A 14,102-nucleotide genomic window follows, 5' to 3' on the forward strand; every position below is an offset into this window, starting at 1 on the left:
GAACCGTGTATCTCAAGTCCCTCACGCTCAAAGGGTTCAAGTCGTTTGCCGACCGCGCCCATATGACGTTTGAGCCGGGCCTGACCGTCATCGTCGGTCCCAACGGCTCGGGAAAATCGAACATCTCTGACTCGATTCTGTGGGTCCTGGGCGAGCAGAGCGCCAAGCAGCTGCGCGGCCAGGCCATGGAGGATGTCATCTTCTCGGGCTCGTCAGCGCGCAAGCCGGTGGGTGTCGCCGAGGTCACGCTTGTGCTCGATAACTCGGACCATATGCTGCCCGTCGATTTTGACGAGGTCGCCATCACCCGTCGTATGTATCGCTCGGGCGAAAGCGAGTACCTCATCAACTCGAGCCCGTGCCGCCTGATGGACATTCAGGACATCTTGCACGATTCGGGCCTGGGCAAGGATACACATTCCATCATCAGCCAGGGCAAGCTCGATGCCATCTTGCAGAGCCGCCCTGAGGAGCGCCGTGCCCTCATCGAGGAGGCCGCCGGCATCTCCAAGCACAAGCGCCGCAAGGAGCGTGCGCTCAAAAAGATTAAGTCGATGGACGAGCACCTGACGCGTGCCCGCGACATCAATAAGGAAATCGCCCGTCAGCTGCGACCGTTGGAGCGTCAGGTCGATCGCGCGCGCAAGTACAAAGAGCTGTCCTCGCGTGCGAACGAGCTTACGCAGATGCTAGCCGTCGACGAGCTGCGTTCGCTGCAGTCGCAGTGGAACGACCTGGAGAGCCGTTCCAAGGAAGGCGCCGCCGAGCTGGAGCTTGCGCAGTACCGCTTGGGCGAAAAGGAGCGCGAGCTCGAGAAGCTTCAGGTCATGCTCGAGGAAAAGGGCCTGTTTGTGGGCGACCTGGGCGAGCAGCGCCGTCATATGCAAGATGTGGTCGGCCGCATTAACTCCGACATGCGCCTGCTCGAGGAAAAGGGCCACAACATGGTGTCGCGCCTGTCTGACATGCGCGGGCAGATTTCGAGCTCCGAGCATCAGCGACGTCGCGTGTTCGAGGAGCTCGAGGACGCGCGTGCGCAGCTTGAGGAAGTGACCGGTGCGCACATGCAGGCCCAGGAGGACGTCGACGCCGCTGGTCCTGCCGCCGCTGAGCTCCACGAGCGGCGCGTGGCGCTCGACAATCAGATTTCGCAGCTTACGCGTGAGCAACGCGATGTGCAGCGCGTGGCCGATAACGCCGCGCTCGAGCTTGCCAAGGTGAAGGACTCGCTGAGCAATGCCGAGGTCGAGGACAACATGTATGCCTCGCGCCTGGAGCAGATTGACGAGCAGCTCGAGGAGGTCATGGCCTCGCTCGAGAGCCGTCGCGACCGCGCCGAGGAGCTTGAGGGCGCTCTTGAGGAAGCGCGCCAGGCTCAGGTTGATGCGCGTGAGGCCACCGAGACGGCACGCGCGGCCCTGAAGGACCTGCGTGCCCGCGAGAGTGAGGCGCGCAACAAGCTATCCGAGGTGCGCTCGGAGCTTGCCAGCCAAAAGAAACTCGATGCCCGCATGGCCGACAGCTCGCCGCTCGTGAGCCGTCTGGTGGGTGCGCTGGGCGACGATGTCTTGGGTCGTCTGGGCGACGTGCTGGAGGCCCCGCGCGAGCTTGAGGGCCTGGTTGAGCAATTGCTCGCCGGCGATATCGATGCGCTGCTGTTTGATGACGCCGCCACGCTTGAGCGTGCCGGTCGTGCGGCTCTGGACCAAAAGAAGGCCTCGGGCGAAGCACTGCTGGTGGCGCGCGGCGTGAGCGGCTCTACCGCCGCTGAGGGCGCTGCCGGTACCCGCCTGGTTGATCGTCTGTCCGTGCGCGCAGGCTACGGACCCGTCGTCGAGGCGCTGCTCGGCGGCTATTACGTCGTTGACGATCTTGCTGCCGCGCTGTCGGCGCCGGTCGTTGAAGGCGTGACTTACGTGACCCCCGATGGCGCCCGCGTCGCCTGCGGCGGCCTGGTGCGCGTGGGGCTTGATGCCGGCGAGGCTTCGGGTGCCTTGGAGCGCAAGCGCCGCATCCGTGAGCTCGAGGGCCTGGAACCCGATCTGGCTGCCATCTTTGAGCATGCTTCGGACCAAGTCGTTGAGGCCAACGCTGCCGTCGAGGAGGCCCGTGCCGCCGAGGGCGATGCCGCCGGTGAGATCGCCCGTCTTGAGGGCGAGCGCCGCTCGCTGCTTTCCGAGATCGGCCGCTTGGAGCAAAGCGCCAACAATGCCGAGGTCGAGCGCGTGCGCACCTCCAAGCGCCGCGAGCAGGCCTCCGAAGCCGTTCGCGCTGCGCGCCCGCGCGTTGACGAGCTCACCCGTTCGCGTGACGAGGCCCGCGCGCAGGCAAGCGATCTGGGCTTGCAGATTTCTGAGGCCAACGACGAACTCGACCGCGTTCGCCGTGACGATTCCGAGGCTGCCGGCAAGCTCGCCGACGCCAAGGTTCGCCTAGCCCAGACGAGCGAACGCCTGCGTTCGCTGAAGGGCCGCGTGCCCGACCTGGAGCATCGTCTTGAGGGCATCGACCGTCGTATCCGCGGAACACGCCAGGCCTCGCGCTCGCTCGAGCTGCTGCGCCTGCGCGTCGATCCCATGCACGAACGCTATTCTGCCCTGTTGGAACGCGCGTCGGATTGGGCAGCGCGCCTGCGTGACCAGGCCTCTCTGGAGGAGGCGGACTCCGCTTCGCTCAAGAAGACCATCGAGGATGCCAAGGCAGAGGTTGCCCGCGCTAAGGAGCGAGTCGATACCGCCTCTGCCACGCAAAACGAGTTCAAGGTCGCGCGTGGCAAGCTCGAGGTGCAGGTCGAGGCTGCCATCAAGGCCATTACCGCCGATGGCACGACGGTGCTCGAGGAAGCGCTCATGCTTCCGGCGCCCACGGACCGCGATGCCGCCGAGCGCGAACTCAACCAGCTTGTGCGCCAGATCAACAACCTTGGTCCCGTTAACCAAGTTGCCATGGAGGAGTACGAGCAGCTCAAACGCCGCGCCGACTACATCGAGGAGCAGCTGGCCGATTTGGAGAGCGCGCGCAAGGCGCTCACCAAGATCACGGTGGCCATTGATCGCAAGATGCGCAAGGCGTTCCTGGTGACGTTTGAGAAGGTCGACGCGAACTTCCGCGAGATCTTCGCTATGCTCTTCCCGGGCGGCCAGGCTCATCTGGAGATGACCGATCCCGAGCATCCTGCCGAGACGGGTATCGAGGTCGTGGCGCAGCCGCGCGGCAAGCGCATCACCAAGATGATGCTCATGTCGGGCGGCGAGAAGAGCCTGACGGCGCTCGCCCTGCTCTTTGCTGTGTACCGCACGCGCACGGTGCCGTTCTATGTGCTGGACGAGGTCGAGGCGGCACTCGATGACGCCAACCTGTCCAAGCTCATCGGCGCGCTCGATGTGTTGCGTTCCGATACGCAGCTCTTGGTCATTTCGCATCAGCGCCGTACTATGGAGGACGCTGACGTCCTCTATGGCGTCTCGATGCAAGCCGACGGCGTCAGTCGCGTCGTCTCGCAAAAACTCGATCGCGAAACCGGAAAGGTCGTGAATGCATAATGGGATTCTTTGACGCTCTCTCGCGCGGACTTGAGCGCAGTCGCGAGGCCCTCAACGAGGTCTTTTACTTTGGCGGCGAGGTCGACGAGGATTTTTGGGAGGACTTAGAGGACACCCTCGTCATGGGTGACATGGGTGCCGAGATCGCCATTCAGGTCTCCGATGACCTGCGCGACGCCGCGGCCAAGAAGAACCTCAAGACCGCTCCGCAGCTTCGTCGTGCCCTGGCCGAGCAGCTCGAGCAGCACTTTGTGCCCATCGAGCGCGATCCGTTTTCCGATACGCCGAGCTGCGTGCTGTTTGTGGGCATTAACGGTGCCGGCAAGACCACTACGGTCGGCAAGATCGCGAGCGCCATGGCCGCCCGCGGCAAGAACGTGGTGATCGGTTCGGCCGACACCTTCCGCGCCGCCGCTATCGAGCAGCTCGATGTGTGGGGCCAGCGCGCTGGCGTACCGGTTATCAAGCGTGACCGCGGCTCCGATCCGGCGAGCGTGTGCTATGACGTGCTCGACGAGGCCGATAAGCGCGGCAGCGACCTGGTGCTTATCGATACCGCCGGCCGTCTGCACACGAGCCCTGAGCTCATGCGCGAGCTTGCCAAGGTGGTTAACGTGACGCGTAAGCGCGCCGCCAATATGGCCGCCGGTCCCATGCCGGTTTCGGTCGTGCTTGTGATCGACGCCGCGACGGGTCAAAACGGTCTGAACCAGGCGCTCGAGTTTAACGAGGCGCTGGGCCTGGACGGTATTATCATGACTAAGCTCGACGGCACGGCTAAGGGCGGTATCGCCATGGCCGTGGCCGAGAAACTCAAGCTCCCGATCCTGCGCGTGGGCGTGGGCGAGCAGGTCGATGACCTGCAGGAGTTCAATGCCAAAGATTTCTGCCGCGCCCTGGTGGGCGAGTCCAATTAAGGAGTGACTAGTGTTTGATTCCCTGAGCGATCGCCTCAACGACACATTTGACCGCCTGCGCGGCAAGGGCATGCTGACCGAGGCCGATATTACTTCGGCCATGCGCGATATTCGCATGGCACTGCTCGAGGCCGACGTTAACTTTAAGGTCGTCAAGGAGTTCGTCGCCAAGACCAAGGAGCGCTGCATGACCGCTGAGGTCATGGAGTCGCTGTCGCCGGCGCAAAACGTCGTCAAGATCGTGCTCGACGAGCTCACCGAGATGCTTGGCTCAACCGAGAGCAAGCTCGTCTTTAGCAATCGCATTCCCAATGTCATCATGCTCGTGGGCCTGCAGGGCTCCGGTAAGACCACGGCGGCCGTAAAGCTGGCCTACCTGCTCAAGAAGCAGGGCCGCTCGCCGCTGCTCGCCGCGTGCGACGTCTATCGTCCCGCCGCTGCCGACCAGCTGGCCACGCTCGGTGGCGAGATCGGCGTGCCAGTCTTCCGCGGTGACGGCGCGCACCCGGTCGACATTGCCAAGGGTGCCATCCAGGAGGCCGTCGACCACCTGCGCGATGTGGTCATCGTCGATACCGCCGGTCGTCTGCAGATCGACGAGCAGATGATGCAGGAGGCCGTGGATATCAAGAAGGCTGTCAAGCCCGATCAGGTGCTGATGGTCGTCGATGCCATGACCGGCCAGGATATCGTCAACGTCGTCTCGACCTTCGCCGAGCGCACCGACTTTGACGGCGTGATCATCTCCAAGCTCGATGGCGACGCTCGTGGCGGCGGCGCGCTTTCCGTGCGCCAGGTGACCGGCAAGCCCATCAAGTTCGTGAGCATGGGCGAGAAACCCGATTCGCTTGAGCCGTTCTACCCCGATCGTATGGCCAAGCGCATTCTGGGTATGGGCGACGTTGTCGGCATTATCGAGAAGGCCCAGGAGGCCGCCGATGCCGAGCAGCTCGAGGCCGCCGAGCGCATGCTGCGCGAGGGCTTCACCATGAATGACATGCTCGACCAGATGAAGGCCGTCAAGAAGATGGGCGGCATGAAGGGCATCCTGGGCATGCTCCCCGGCGGCCAGCGTGCGCTCAACCAGATGGGCGGCAACCTGGACGAGGGCATCTTCGACAAGAACGAGGCCATCATCATGTCGATGACCAAGGAGGAGCGTCTGCGTCCTTCCATCATTAACGGCCAGCGCCGTGCCCGCATTGCCAAGGGCGCCGGCGTGACTCCCACAGAGGTCAATAGCCTTATGAAGCAGTGGGGCGAGATGAACAAGATGATGGGCCGCATGCGCACGATGGCCAATCAGGCTCAGGCCGGCGGCAAGAAGGGCAAAAAGGGCAAGAAGGGCAAGAAGATGCGCATGCCCAATATCCCTGGCCTGGACGCTATGGGTCTGGGCGGCATGGGCGGCCTGGGTACGGGCGGCCCCAAGTCCGATATGGACCTGCTGCGCCAGATGGAAGCGCAGATGCGCAATAAGAAATAACGACTGATTGAGTCGTGTATGGCGAAGGCCGCCTGGATCGTATTCCAGGCGGCCTTCGCCGTTCGTTCGCAGGTTGTCGCACGCGCGGAAGCGTGTTGACGTTGAGATGCTTGCCGTTAGTGGCAGCCACAGCCCTCGTGGCCCTCGTGCTCGTGATGGTCGTGGCAGCTGCAGGACTCGCCGTGTTCGTGGGCGTGGCCGTGGTCATGGCCGTGGCAGCCGCATGTGGCCTCGCCGTTCTGTGCGAGCGTGCCGGCAATAAGGGCTTCGACGCAAGCGTCGCAGCTGCCCTGGGCACCTGCGTATACCGTGATGCCGGCTTGGGCAAGCGCGTTGATGGCGCCACCGCCGATGCCGCCGCAGATGAGCGTGTCCACACCGCCGTTGGCGAGCAGGCCCGCCAGGGCGCCGTGGCCGGTGCCGCCGGTGCCCACGACCTGCTCGTTGAGCACCTTGCCGTCCTGAATGTCGTAGATCTTGAACTGCTCGCTGCGGCCAAAGTGCATAAAGATGTTGCCGTTGTCGTACGTCGTTGCCACCCTCATGGTGCCGACCTCCTTTGCTGGCCATGCGGCCGTCGTCGAGGCGATGGGGGAGTACGCGATATTGCCGCCCTCGATGACGAGCGCTCGTCCGTTGACCAGCGCATCGGCCACCTTGCGATGCGCGCGGCTGCAAATGGCCGCCACCGTTGCACGGGCGATGCCCATCTGCTGGGCGACCGCCTCTTGGTTGAGACCTTCCAGGTCGCACAGGCGCAGCACCTCAAGCTCGTCGACGGTCATGTCGATGGCATCACCGCTGGCCAGGCCATCGGGGGTGAAGCCGCGGTATTCGGGGATGATCCCGACGCGGCGCAGTTTTTCGCGTCTTCCTGCCATGCACACTCCTTATCTGACATATGTCAACAATAGGATAACGCGTTAGTCGTTGGGCGCAAGGCATTTCTGGCATATGTCAGAAAAAGGCTAAGATGCCTCGTTGCCGCTTGCGGAGCCGCGCTGCCGTGCATTGCGTGTGCCGGACTAAGTGTCCAATTCGACACTCGCGCGCCTGGGCTACAATAAATCTCGCTTATAGGCGACTGACAGGAGGGTCAATGAGCAAAGCTGATCAGCAGTTTGTAACCATGTGCCGCGATATCTTGGATCATGGCACCACCACCGAGGGCCAAAAGGTCCGTCCGGTGTGGGAGGACGGCACCCCTGCCTATACCATTAAAAACTTTGGTGTCACGGCGCGCTATGATCTGCGCGAGGAGTTCCCCGCGCTCACCCTGCGTCGTACGGCGCTTAAGTCTGCCATGGACGAGATTCTGTGGATCTATCAAAAGAAGTCCAATAACGTGCATGATCTCAACAGCCATATCTGGGATGAGTGGGCCGATGAGACCGGTTCCATCGGTAAAGCCTACGGCTATCAGATTGGTCAGAAGAGCCATTACGCCGAGGGCGACTTCGACCAGATGGACCGTGTGCTGTACGACCTTAAGCACACGCCGTATAGTCGCCGCATTATGACCAATACGTACGTGTTTAGCGATCTGTCCGAGATGCACCTTTATCCGTGCGCCTATAGCGTGACCTATAACGTGACGCAGCGTCCTCAGGACGACAAGCCGACGCTCAACATGATTCTCAACCAGCGCAGCCAGGACATTTTGGCCGCGAACAACTGGAACGTGTGCCAGTACGCCATTTTGCTGATGATGGTCGCGCAGTCGGTCGATATGATTCCCGGTGAGCTGCTGCACGTGATCGCCGACGCCCATATCTATGATCGTCATGTCGATATCGTCCGCGAGCTTATCGAGCGTCCGCAGTTTGCGGCACCCAAGGTAACGCTCAACCCCGATGTGCATGACTTCTATGCGTTTACGACCGATGACCTGATCGTCGAGGGCTATGAGCACGGCCCGCAGGTCAAGAACATTCCCATTGCGGTGTAGGTGGTGCTCATGACGTGTAAGCTATCTGCTATCGTCGCCGTGTGTGAGGATTGGGGCATTGGGTGCGAGGGCGACATGGTGGTGTCCAATCGCGCCGACATGCGCCATTTTGTGGCGTGCACCAAAGGTTGCCCGGTTATTATGGGGCGCAAGACCCTGTTGAGTTTTCCCGGTGGGCGTCCGCTCAAGAACCGCCGCAATATCGTACTCACGCGCGACGAGGATTTTGCGCCCGAGGGCGTCGACGTGGTGCATAGCATTGACGAAGCGCTCGCCGCGGTTGCCTATGAGCCTGTTGCATGGGTGATCGGTGGCGGCGATGTGTATCGGCAGTTTTTGCCGTATTGCGTCGAGGCCGAGGTCACGCATAACCACTGCGTGCATGTCGTGGACACGTACTTTCCCGACTTGGACGCCGATCCCGCGTGGGAGATTGCGTGGCGTGGCGGTGTTGCCACGATTGCCTCGGGCGAGGGCGACGAGGGTGTCGATTATGAGTTCGTGACGTATCGTCGCGTTGAGGCGTAAATCGCCTGGCGTGAACGGTATTATCGGGTTGATTGAATGTATGGGGCGGCGCTTAGCGTCGCCTCGTTTGGTATAGATGTGCTGTAAAGAAGGGTGCGGGCAGGCTGCTATGACTGATGCCGTTGAGGTTCTGCGAATTGATTCGCTCGAGGACGAGCGGCTCGATGCCTACGTGCGACTGACCGAGCGTGAGCTGCGCTGCGTGCTAGAGCCGCAAAAGGGCATCTTTATCGCCGAGAGTGCCAAGGTTATTGAGCGCGCGGTGCGTGCCGGATACGAGCCGGTGAGCTTTCTTTTGGGCGAACGCTGGCTCGACCAGATGATGCCGCTGTTTGAGCGCCTGGTTGTGCGCGAGGGTGCAGGTCCGGTTCCTGTGTTCGTGGCTTCCATGGAACTCATGGAGCAGCTGACGGGCTTTAACGTGACGCGCGGTGCGCTCGCGGCGTTTCGTCGCCCGCGGCAGATTCCGGTTGATGAGTTCTTGGGTGGCGTCGTCGAGGCGGCGGGGGAGCGCCCGGTGCGCGTGTGCGTGCTCGAGGGTATTGTCGACCACACGAACGTGGGTGCGATTTTCCGCTCGGCCGCCGCGCTCAATGTCGACGGTATTTTGGTCAGTCCGACGTGCTGCGACCCGCTGTACCGTCGCTCGGCCCGCGTGAGCATGGGCACGGTGTTTCAGGTGCCGTGGACGCGTATTGGCAGCGAGGCTCGTGTGTGGCCGCACGATGGCCTGGCGGCACTGCACGAAGCCGGTTTTTCGTGCGCTGCGATGGCGCTGACGGACGACTCCGTTTCGCTGGACGATCCTGCGCTGCAGGAGGTTGATCGCCTGGCGATCTTTATGGGCACCGAGGGTGCCGGCCTGGGCGCCAAGACTATCGCGGGCTGCGACCGAGCCGTGCGCATTCCGATGGCGCACGGGGTCGATTCGCTCAACGTGGCCGCGGCGAGTGCCGTCGCCTTTTGGCAGCTGTGCCCGCACGTGAGCAACGAGTATCACTACCAGCCGGGGCTGTATCACTAGGCAGATAGTTTGCACCGGGCTCTGACTCGGGGTGTTTCGGTCGACGTCGGTCGGTGCTAAGCTGCTATTAGCTTAGGTCTTTAATTACTGTTTTGTCGGTTGACGTACGCTTTTGGGGAGGGCGTGTGGCTAAGAAATCTACGGCTATCGATGTAACGCAGGGTGTTATTTGGCAGCAGCTGCTTTCGCTGTGCGTTCCCATCTTTTTTAGTTCGTTTTTTCAGCAGGCCTACACGCTTATCGGTACCTATATCGTCGGTCAGTTTGGCGGCAAGCTCGCGCTAGGTGGCATTCAAGCTACGATGGTGCTCACCGAGCTCTGCATTGGCTTTTGCGTTGGCGCCGGCGCCGGCTGCGCGGTCATTACCGGTCAGTATTTTGGTCAGCACGATGATGAGCGACTGAGTCGTTCGGTCCATACAGCCATGACGCTCGCGCTGGTGGGCGGTATCGCTTTCTCGATTCTTGGCATAGTGTTCGTTGAGCCCATGCTGGTGCTTATGAACACGCCGCATGAACTATTGGCCGAGGGCGTGGCCTATGCTCGCTGTTATTTTGCCGCGATGGTTGCGGCACTGCTGCTTAATATGGGAACCGCACTGCTGCGTGCCGTGGGCGACACGCGCGGCCCCGCCGTGATCATTGCCTCTGGCTGCCTGGTTAACGTGGTGCTGGATATCATTTTTGTCGCTGTGTTGCATATGGAGGCGCTGGGCTGCGGCATCGCGGTGGCGCTGACCATTTGCTCCAATGCAACGATGATCGTGTTGCGCATGATGCGCGCTCCGGGTGCATGGCGTCTTTCGCTGTCTAAGCTCGGTATCGATCGCGGTATTTGCAAGAGTATGATCTCGTGTGGTCTGCCACTCGGTTTTCAATCGGCTGCCTATTCGATCTCGAACGTGCTGATCCAGGTGTCGGTTAATTCGTTTGGCGCCGATGTCACGACTGCTTGGGGTCTATCTGGGCGCCTGGATGGCATTATCTGGATGGTGACCGAGGCGCTCGGCGTATCGATCACTACGTTCTCGGCGCAGAACTTTGGCGCGCGCAACTACGAGCGCATGCGCAAGGGCTACCATACGTCGCTCGTGCTGTCGTTTATGCTCATTGGTGGCCTGTCTGCCGTGCTGCTGGTGTTCTCGGGCCCGCTGTCGCGTTTGTTTGTCGACGATGCTTCGATTTCGGCGTACACCACGACTATCCTCCATTTCATTGCGCCGTTCTATGCGATTTTCTCGATTATCGAGAACGCCTCGGGTTCCATCCGCGGCGCCGGCGTGAGTTTGCAGCCTATGATGCTCACCATCTTTGGCACCGTTGTCTTGAGGGTGATCTGGGTGTTTGCGATCATGCCCTTCGATCCGTCGCTCGAGCATCTACTGCTGGTTTACCCCGTAACCTGGCTCATCACCGCAACCATGTTCACCATCTACCACCACAGCGGCAACTGGCTAGGTCGCGCCACCGCCTAGCTCATCCGTCAGATACCCCTGATAAGTTGCGGTGAAATAGTTCCTGAAAAGCCCTTGCGGACCGTCAAACAAGTACTATTCCACCGCAACTTCCTTATGAGCTGTAGGTGTTGGCGGAAAACGAATCAATTAGTATTCGATGCCTTGGCGGGCTAGGAGGCCTTCGTCGAAGTAGTGTTTGATGGGACGTATTTCGGTGACTAAGTCCGCGAGGTCGGCCAACGGCAGCAGCCCGCGGCCGGTGAGCACGAGTTCCGTGGTGGCGGGCTTTATCGCGATCAGCGCTTCGACATCCTCGCGTGTCACGAAGCCGCGGCGCATGGCCTCGCCGAGTTCGTCCAAAATCAGAACGTCGACCTGTGATATCTGCTCGCATGCGAGCTCCATGATCTGTGCGGCGCAAGCCTCGGGCGTGTCGCGGTCAGCTTGTACGATGCGCAGCCCCAGGCGCGGCGCGGCATCGTGTTCGGCGCAGTGCAGTTTCTTGGCAAACTGCAGCCTAAGAACGTCGAGCCCGTAGCCCGTCGCGCGCAGCGCGAGCCCCAGCGCAGCCGTCGTCTTGCCCTTGCCGTCGCCTGTATAGATTTGAACCTTGCCGACTTACAGTGATGCCATCTCTGTCCTTTCGTGCCCGGCGTCGGTTTATCGCCGTCCGGGTTGGGTATTCTAGAAAGCATTATCAACCCCAGTAGATGGAGTTCAAGCAGATGGAGATGGATGACAACAAACGTAGACGGAATATGATTCTCTACGTGCTCATCGCCTTCGTCGTCTACCTCGTGCTCTCGACCGTTCTGTTCCCCAACATCGGTCACACGCAGCAGATTACGAAGACCGATTACTCGACGTTTGTCAAAGCGCTCGATAAGAAGAGCGTCGACAAGGTCGAGTACAACACGGACGATTACTCGATTTATTACACCAAGAAGGGCGAGGACGAGAACATCGCCTACAAGACGACCGGTGTGCCGAATGACGCGGGCTTTACCGATCGCGTGCTTGAGTCTGGCGCTTCGCTGGAGTCGGTCGTTCCCGATAAAAACTCGGGTTTGATGACCTACTACCTGCTCACACTCATTCTTCCCATGGCGATTTTCTTCCTCATCGGTTGGTGGCTCAACCGCCGCATGAAGAAGGCTATGGGCGATGACGGCCCGTCGATGAACTTTGGCGGCGGCGGTTTTGGCGGCGGCGGACTGGGTAAGTCCGGCGCGCGCGTGATCGCCTCCAAGGACGTGGGCGTGACCTTTAAGGACGTCGCCGGTCAGGAAGAGGCCAAGGAGTCTCTCAAGGAGGTCGTCGACTTTCTGGAGAAGCCGCAGCGCTACGAGGAGATCGGCGCCAAGCTGCCGCGTGGTGCTCTCCTTGTTGGCCCTCCGGGTACCGGTAAGACCCTGCTTGCCAAGGCTGTTGCCGGCGAGGCCGGTGTTCCGTTCTTTAGCATTTCGGGCTCTGAGTTCGTTGAGATGTTTGTCGGTCGCGGCGCTGCTAAGGTTCGTGACCTGTTTAAGCAGGCCAAGGAAAAGGCACCGTGTATCGTCTTTATCGATGAGATCGATACCATCGGTAAGAAGCGCGATGGCGGCGGCTTTAGCGGCAACGACGAGCGCGAGCAGACGCTCAATCAGTTGCTGACCGAGATGGATGGCTTCGATAACCATAAGGGTATCGTTGTCCTTGCCGCAACCAACCGCCCCGACAGTCTCGATCCCGCTCTACTGCGCCCCGGTCGTTTTGACCGCCGCATCCCCGTCGAGCTGCCCGATCTGACCGGCCGCAAGAACATCCTCGAGCTGCATGCCAAGAGCGTGAAGACCGAGCCGCCGATCGACCTGACCGCGATTGCCCGCGCCACGCCCGGTGCCTCGGGCGCCGACCTGGCCAATATCATCAACGAGGGCGCCCTGCGCGCCGTTCGCGAGGGTCGCAAGCGTGCAACCCAGGACGACTTCGAGGAGTCGGTGGAGGTCGTCATTGCCGGCCAACAGCGTAAGTCCACGGTGCTGTCCGACCACGAGAAGCAGGTCGTTTCTTATCACGAGATCGGCCATGCCATCGTTGCCGCTCGCCAGAAGGGCTCTGCGCCGGTCACGAAGATCACCATCGTGCCGCGCACGAGCGGTGCTCTTGGTTATACCATGCAGGTCGAGGAGGACGAGCGCTTCCTGACGACGCGCCAGGAGGTCTTGGACAAGCTCGCTGTCTATTGCGGTGGCCGCGCAGCCGAGGAGCTCATCTTTGGAGAGATGACGACCGGCGCCGCCAACGACATCGAGCAGGCCACCAAGCTCGCCCGTAATATGGTGACGCGCTTTGGTATGTCCGACGAGTTTGGCATGATGGCGCTCGGTACCGTGCAGAACGCGTATCTCAATCAGGACACGTCGCTCACCTGCGCCCCCGGTACGGCCGAGCGCGTGGACGCGATTGTCGCCAAGCTGATCGAGGATGCGCACGACCGCGCTTTGCAGATTCTGAAGGAGAACAAGTTTAAGCTCCACGAGCTGGCTCGTTATCTGTATAAGAAGGAGACCATCACGGGCGAGGAGTTCATGAACCTCCTCACGCGCGAGAATCCGCTGATGCCCAAGCAGCAGTAAAGCCGCGGCCGAGCCAGTAAACGCCGACGCCCCATTTGAGCAGCTTTCTCAAATGGGGCGTTTTGCTTGAGAGGGATGGAAATGAAGATCGTGGTGAGCGCCTGCTTGATGGGCGAGAGCTGCAAGTATAACGGGCTCGACAACTACCATCGCGAGTTGGTCGAGGCCTGCGAGCGTACAGGGACCGAGGTCCTCTTGGTGTGCCCTGAGGTCTTTGGGGGCCTGCCCACGCCGCGCAAGCCGTCCGAGATTGTGAACGGAGAGGTTCGTACCTGCGAGGGCATATCGGTCGATCGCGAATTTCGCCTGGGTGCCCAACGAGCGCTCGATATGTGCGAGCAGGCGGGCGGGCCGGAAGAGATCGCCGCGTGCATCCTGCAGGACCGTAGTCCCTCGTGCGGCGCGGGTCGCATCTACGACGGAACATTCAGCGGCACCCTTACGGCGGGCAACGGCGTCTTCGTTGATTTACTGCTCCGCCACGGTTATCGCGTGATCCCGGCTAGCGAGTTCGACCCCAGCATGCTGGAGCAATAAAAAACCACCACAAAGGTGCTGCTCCCTTGTGGTGGTTTTGGCCTG

Annotated in this window: 11 protein-coding genes; 9 read left to right on the forward strand and 2 right to left on the reverse strand. The window is 61.2% G+C overall.

The genetic code is table 11. The annotated features are described in order from the left end of the window. Positions 1–5 precede the first annotated feature (5 nt). From smc to ffh, 3 genes are read left to right on the forward strand one after another with little or no spacing between them, the layout of a single operon-like run. A complete protein-coding gene (gene smc / locus LCQ44_RS07735; protein WP_225093512.1) occupies positions 6–3,542 on the forward strand; it encodes a chromosome segregation protein SMC in 3,537 nt (1,178 codons plus the stop codon). Next, complete coding sequence (gene ftsY, locus LCQ44_RS07740) at positions 3,542–4,459, forward strand: signal recognition particle-docking protein FtsY (RefSeq protein ID WP_161145468.1); 918 nt, start codon at positions 3,542–3,544, stop codon at positions 4,457–4,459. Before smc ends, ftsY begins: the two co-directional genes overlap by 1 nt. 10 nt (positions 4,460–4,469) lie before the next feature. Then, on the forward strand, positions 4,470–5,945 hold the full coding sequence (gene ffh, locus LCQ44_RS07745; protein WP_225093513.1) for a signal recognition particle protein: 1,476 nt from the start codon (positions 4,470–4,472) through the stop codon (positions 5,943–5,945). 116 nt (positions 5,946–6,061) lie between these two features. Here ffh and LCQ44_RS07750 read toward each other — a convergent pair whose 3' ends face one another. Beyond that, positions 6,062–6,826, reverse strand: a complete 765-nt coding sequence (locus tag LCQ44_RS07750; RefSeq protein ID WP_225093514.1) for a DUF134 domain-containing protein — start codon at positions 6,824–6,826, stop codon at positions 6,062–6,064. A 218-nt stretch (positions 6,827–7,044) separates the two neighbouring features. Between LCQ44_RS07750 and thyA the strand changes: the two genes are divergently transcribed. From thyA to LCQ44_RS07770, 4 genes are all read left to right on the forward strand, one after another. Then, a complete protein-coding gene (thyA, locus tag LCQ44_RS07755; RefSeq protein WP_055309513.1) occupies positions 7,045–7,893 on the forward strand; it encodes a thymidylate synthase in 849 nt (282 codons plus the stop codon). 9 nt (positions 7,894–7,902) lie between these two features. Further along, a complete protein-coding gene (locus LCQ44_RS07760; protein WP_225093515.1) occupies positions 7,903–8,421 on the forward strand; it encodes a dihydrofolate reductase in 519 nt (172 codons plus the stop codon). Between the two features lie 109 nt (positions 8,422–8,530). Further along, a complete protein-coding gene (locus LCQ44_RS07765) occupies positions 8,531–9,445 on the forward strand; it encodes a TrmH family RNA methyltransferase (RefSeq protein WP_195503179.1) in 915 nt (304 codons plus the stop codon). 125 nt (positions 9,446–9,570) lie between these two features. Beyond that, positions 9,571–10,920, forward strand: a complete 1,350-nt coding sequence (locus LCQ44_RS07770) for an MATE family efflux transporter (RefSeq protein ID WP_225093516.1) — start codon at positions 9,571–9,573, stop codon at positions 10,918–10,920. A gap of 129 nt (positions 10,921–11,049) precedes the next feature. On the opposite strand, the gene LCQ44_RS07775 is transcribed toward LCQ44_RS07770, so the two are convergent. Next, on the reverse strand, positions 11,050–11,505 hold the full coding sequence (locus tag LCQ44_RS07775; protein ID WP_138112399.1) for a cob(I)yrinic acid a,c-diamide adenosyltransferase: 456 nt from the start codon (positions 11,503–11,505) through the stop codon (positions 11,050–11,052). Between the two features lie 122 nt (positions 11,506–11,627). Between LCQ44_RS07775 and ftsH the strand changes: the two genes are divergently transcribed. Next, entirely contained in the window at positions 11,628–13,520 is a 1,893-nt protein-coding gene (ftsH, locus tag LCQ44_RS07780) for an ATP-dependent zinc metalloprotease FtsH (protein WP_171021520.1), read from the forward strand. Between the two features lie 81 nt (positions 13,521–13,601). Beyond that, positions 13,602–14,057 (forward strand): 2-thiouracil desulfurase family protein, encoded by a 456-nt coding sequence (locus tag LCQ44_RS07785; protein ID WP_138112401.1) that lies wholly within the window; start codon positions 13,602–13,604, stop codon positions 14,055–14,057. Positions 14,058–14,102: the final 45 nt, after the last annotated feature.

It is taken from the genome of Collinsella aerofaciens (assembly GCF_020181355.1).
Taxonomy (GTDB): Bacteria; Actinomycetota; Coriobacteriia; order Coriobacteriales; family Coriobacteriaceae; genus Collinsella.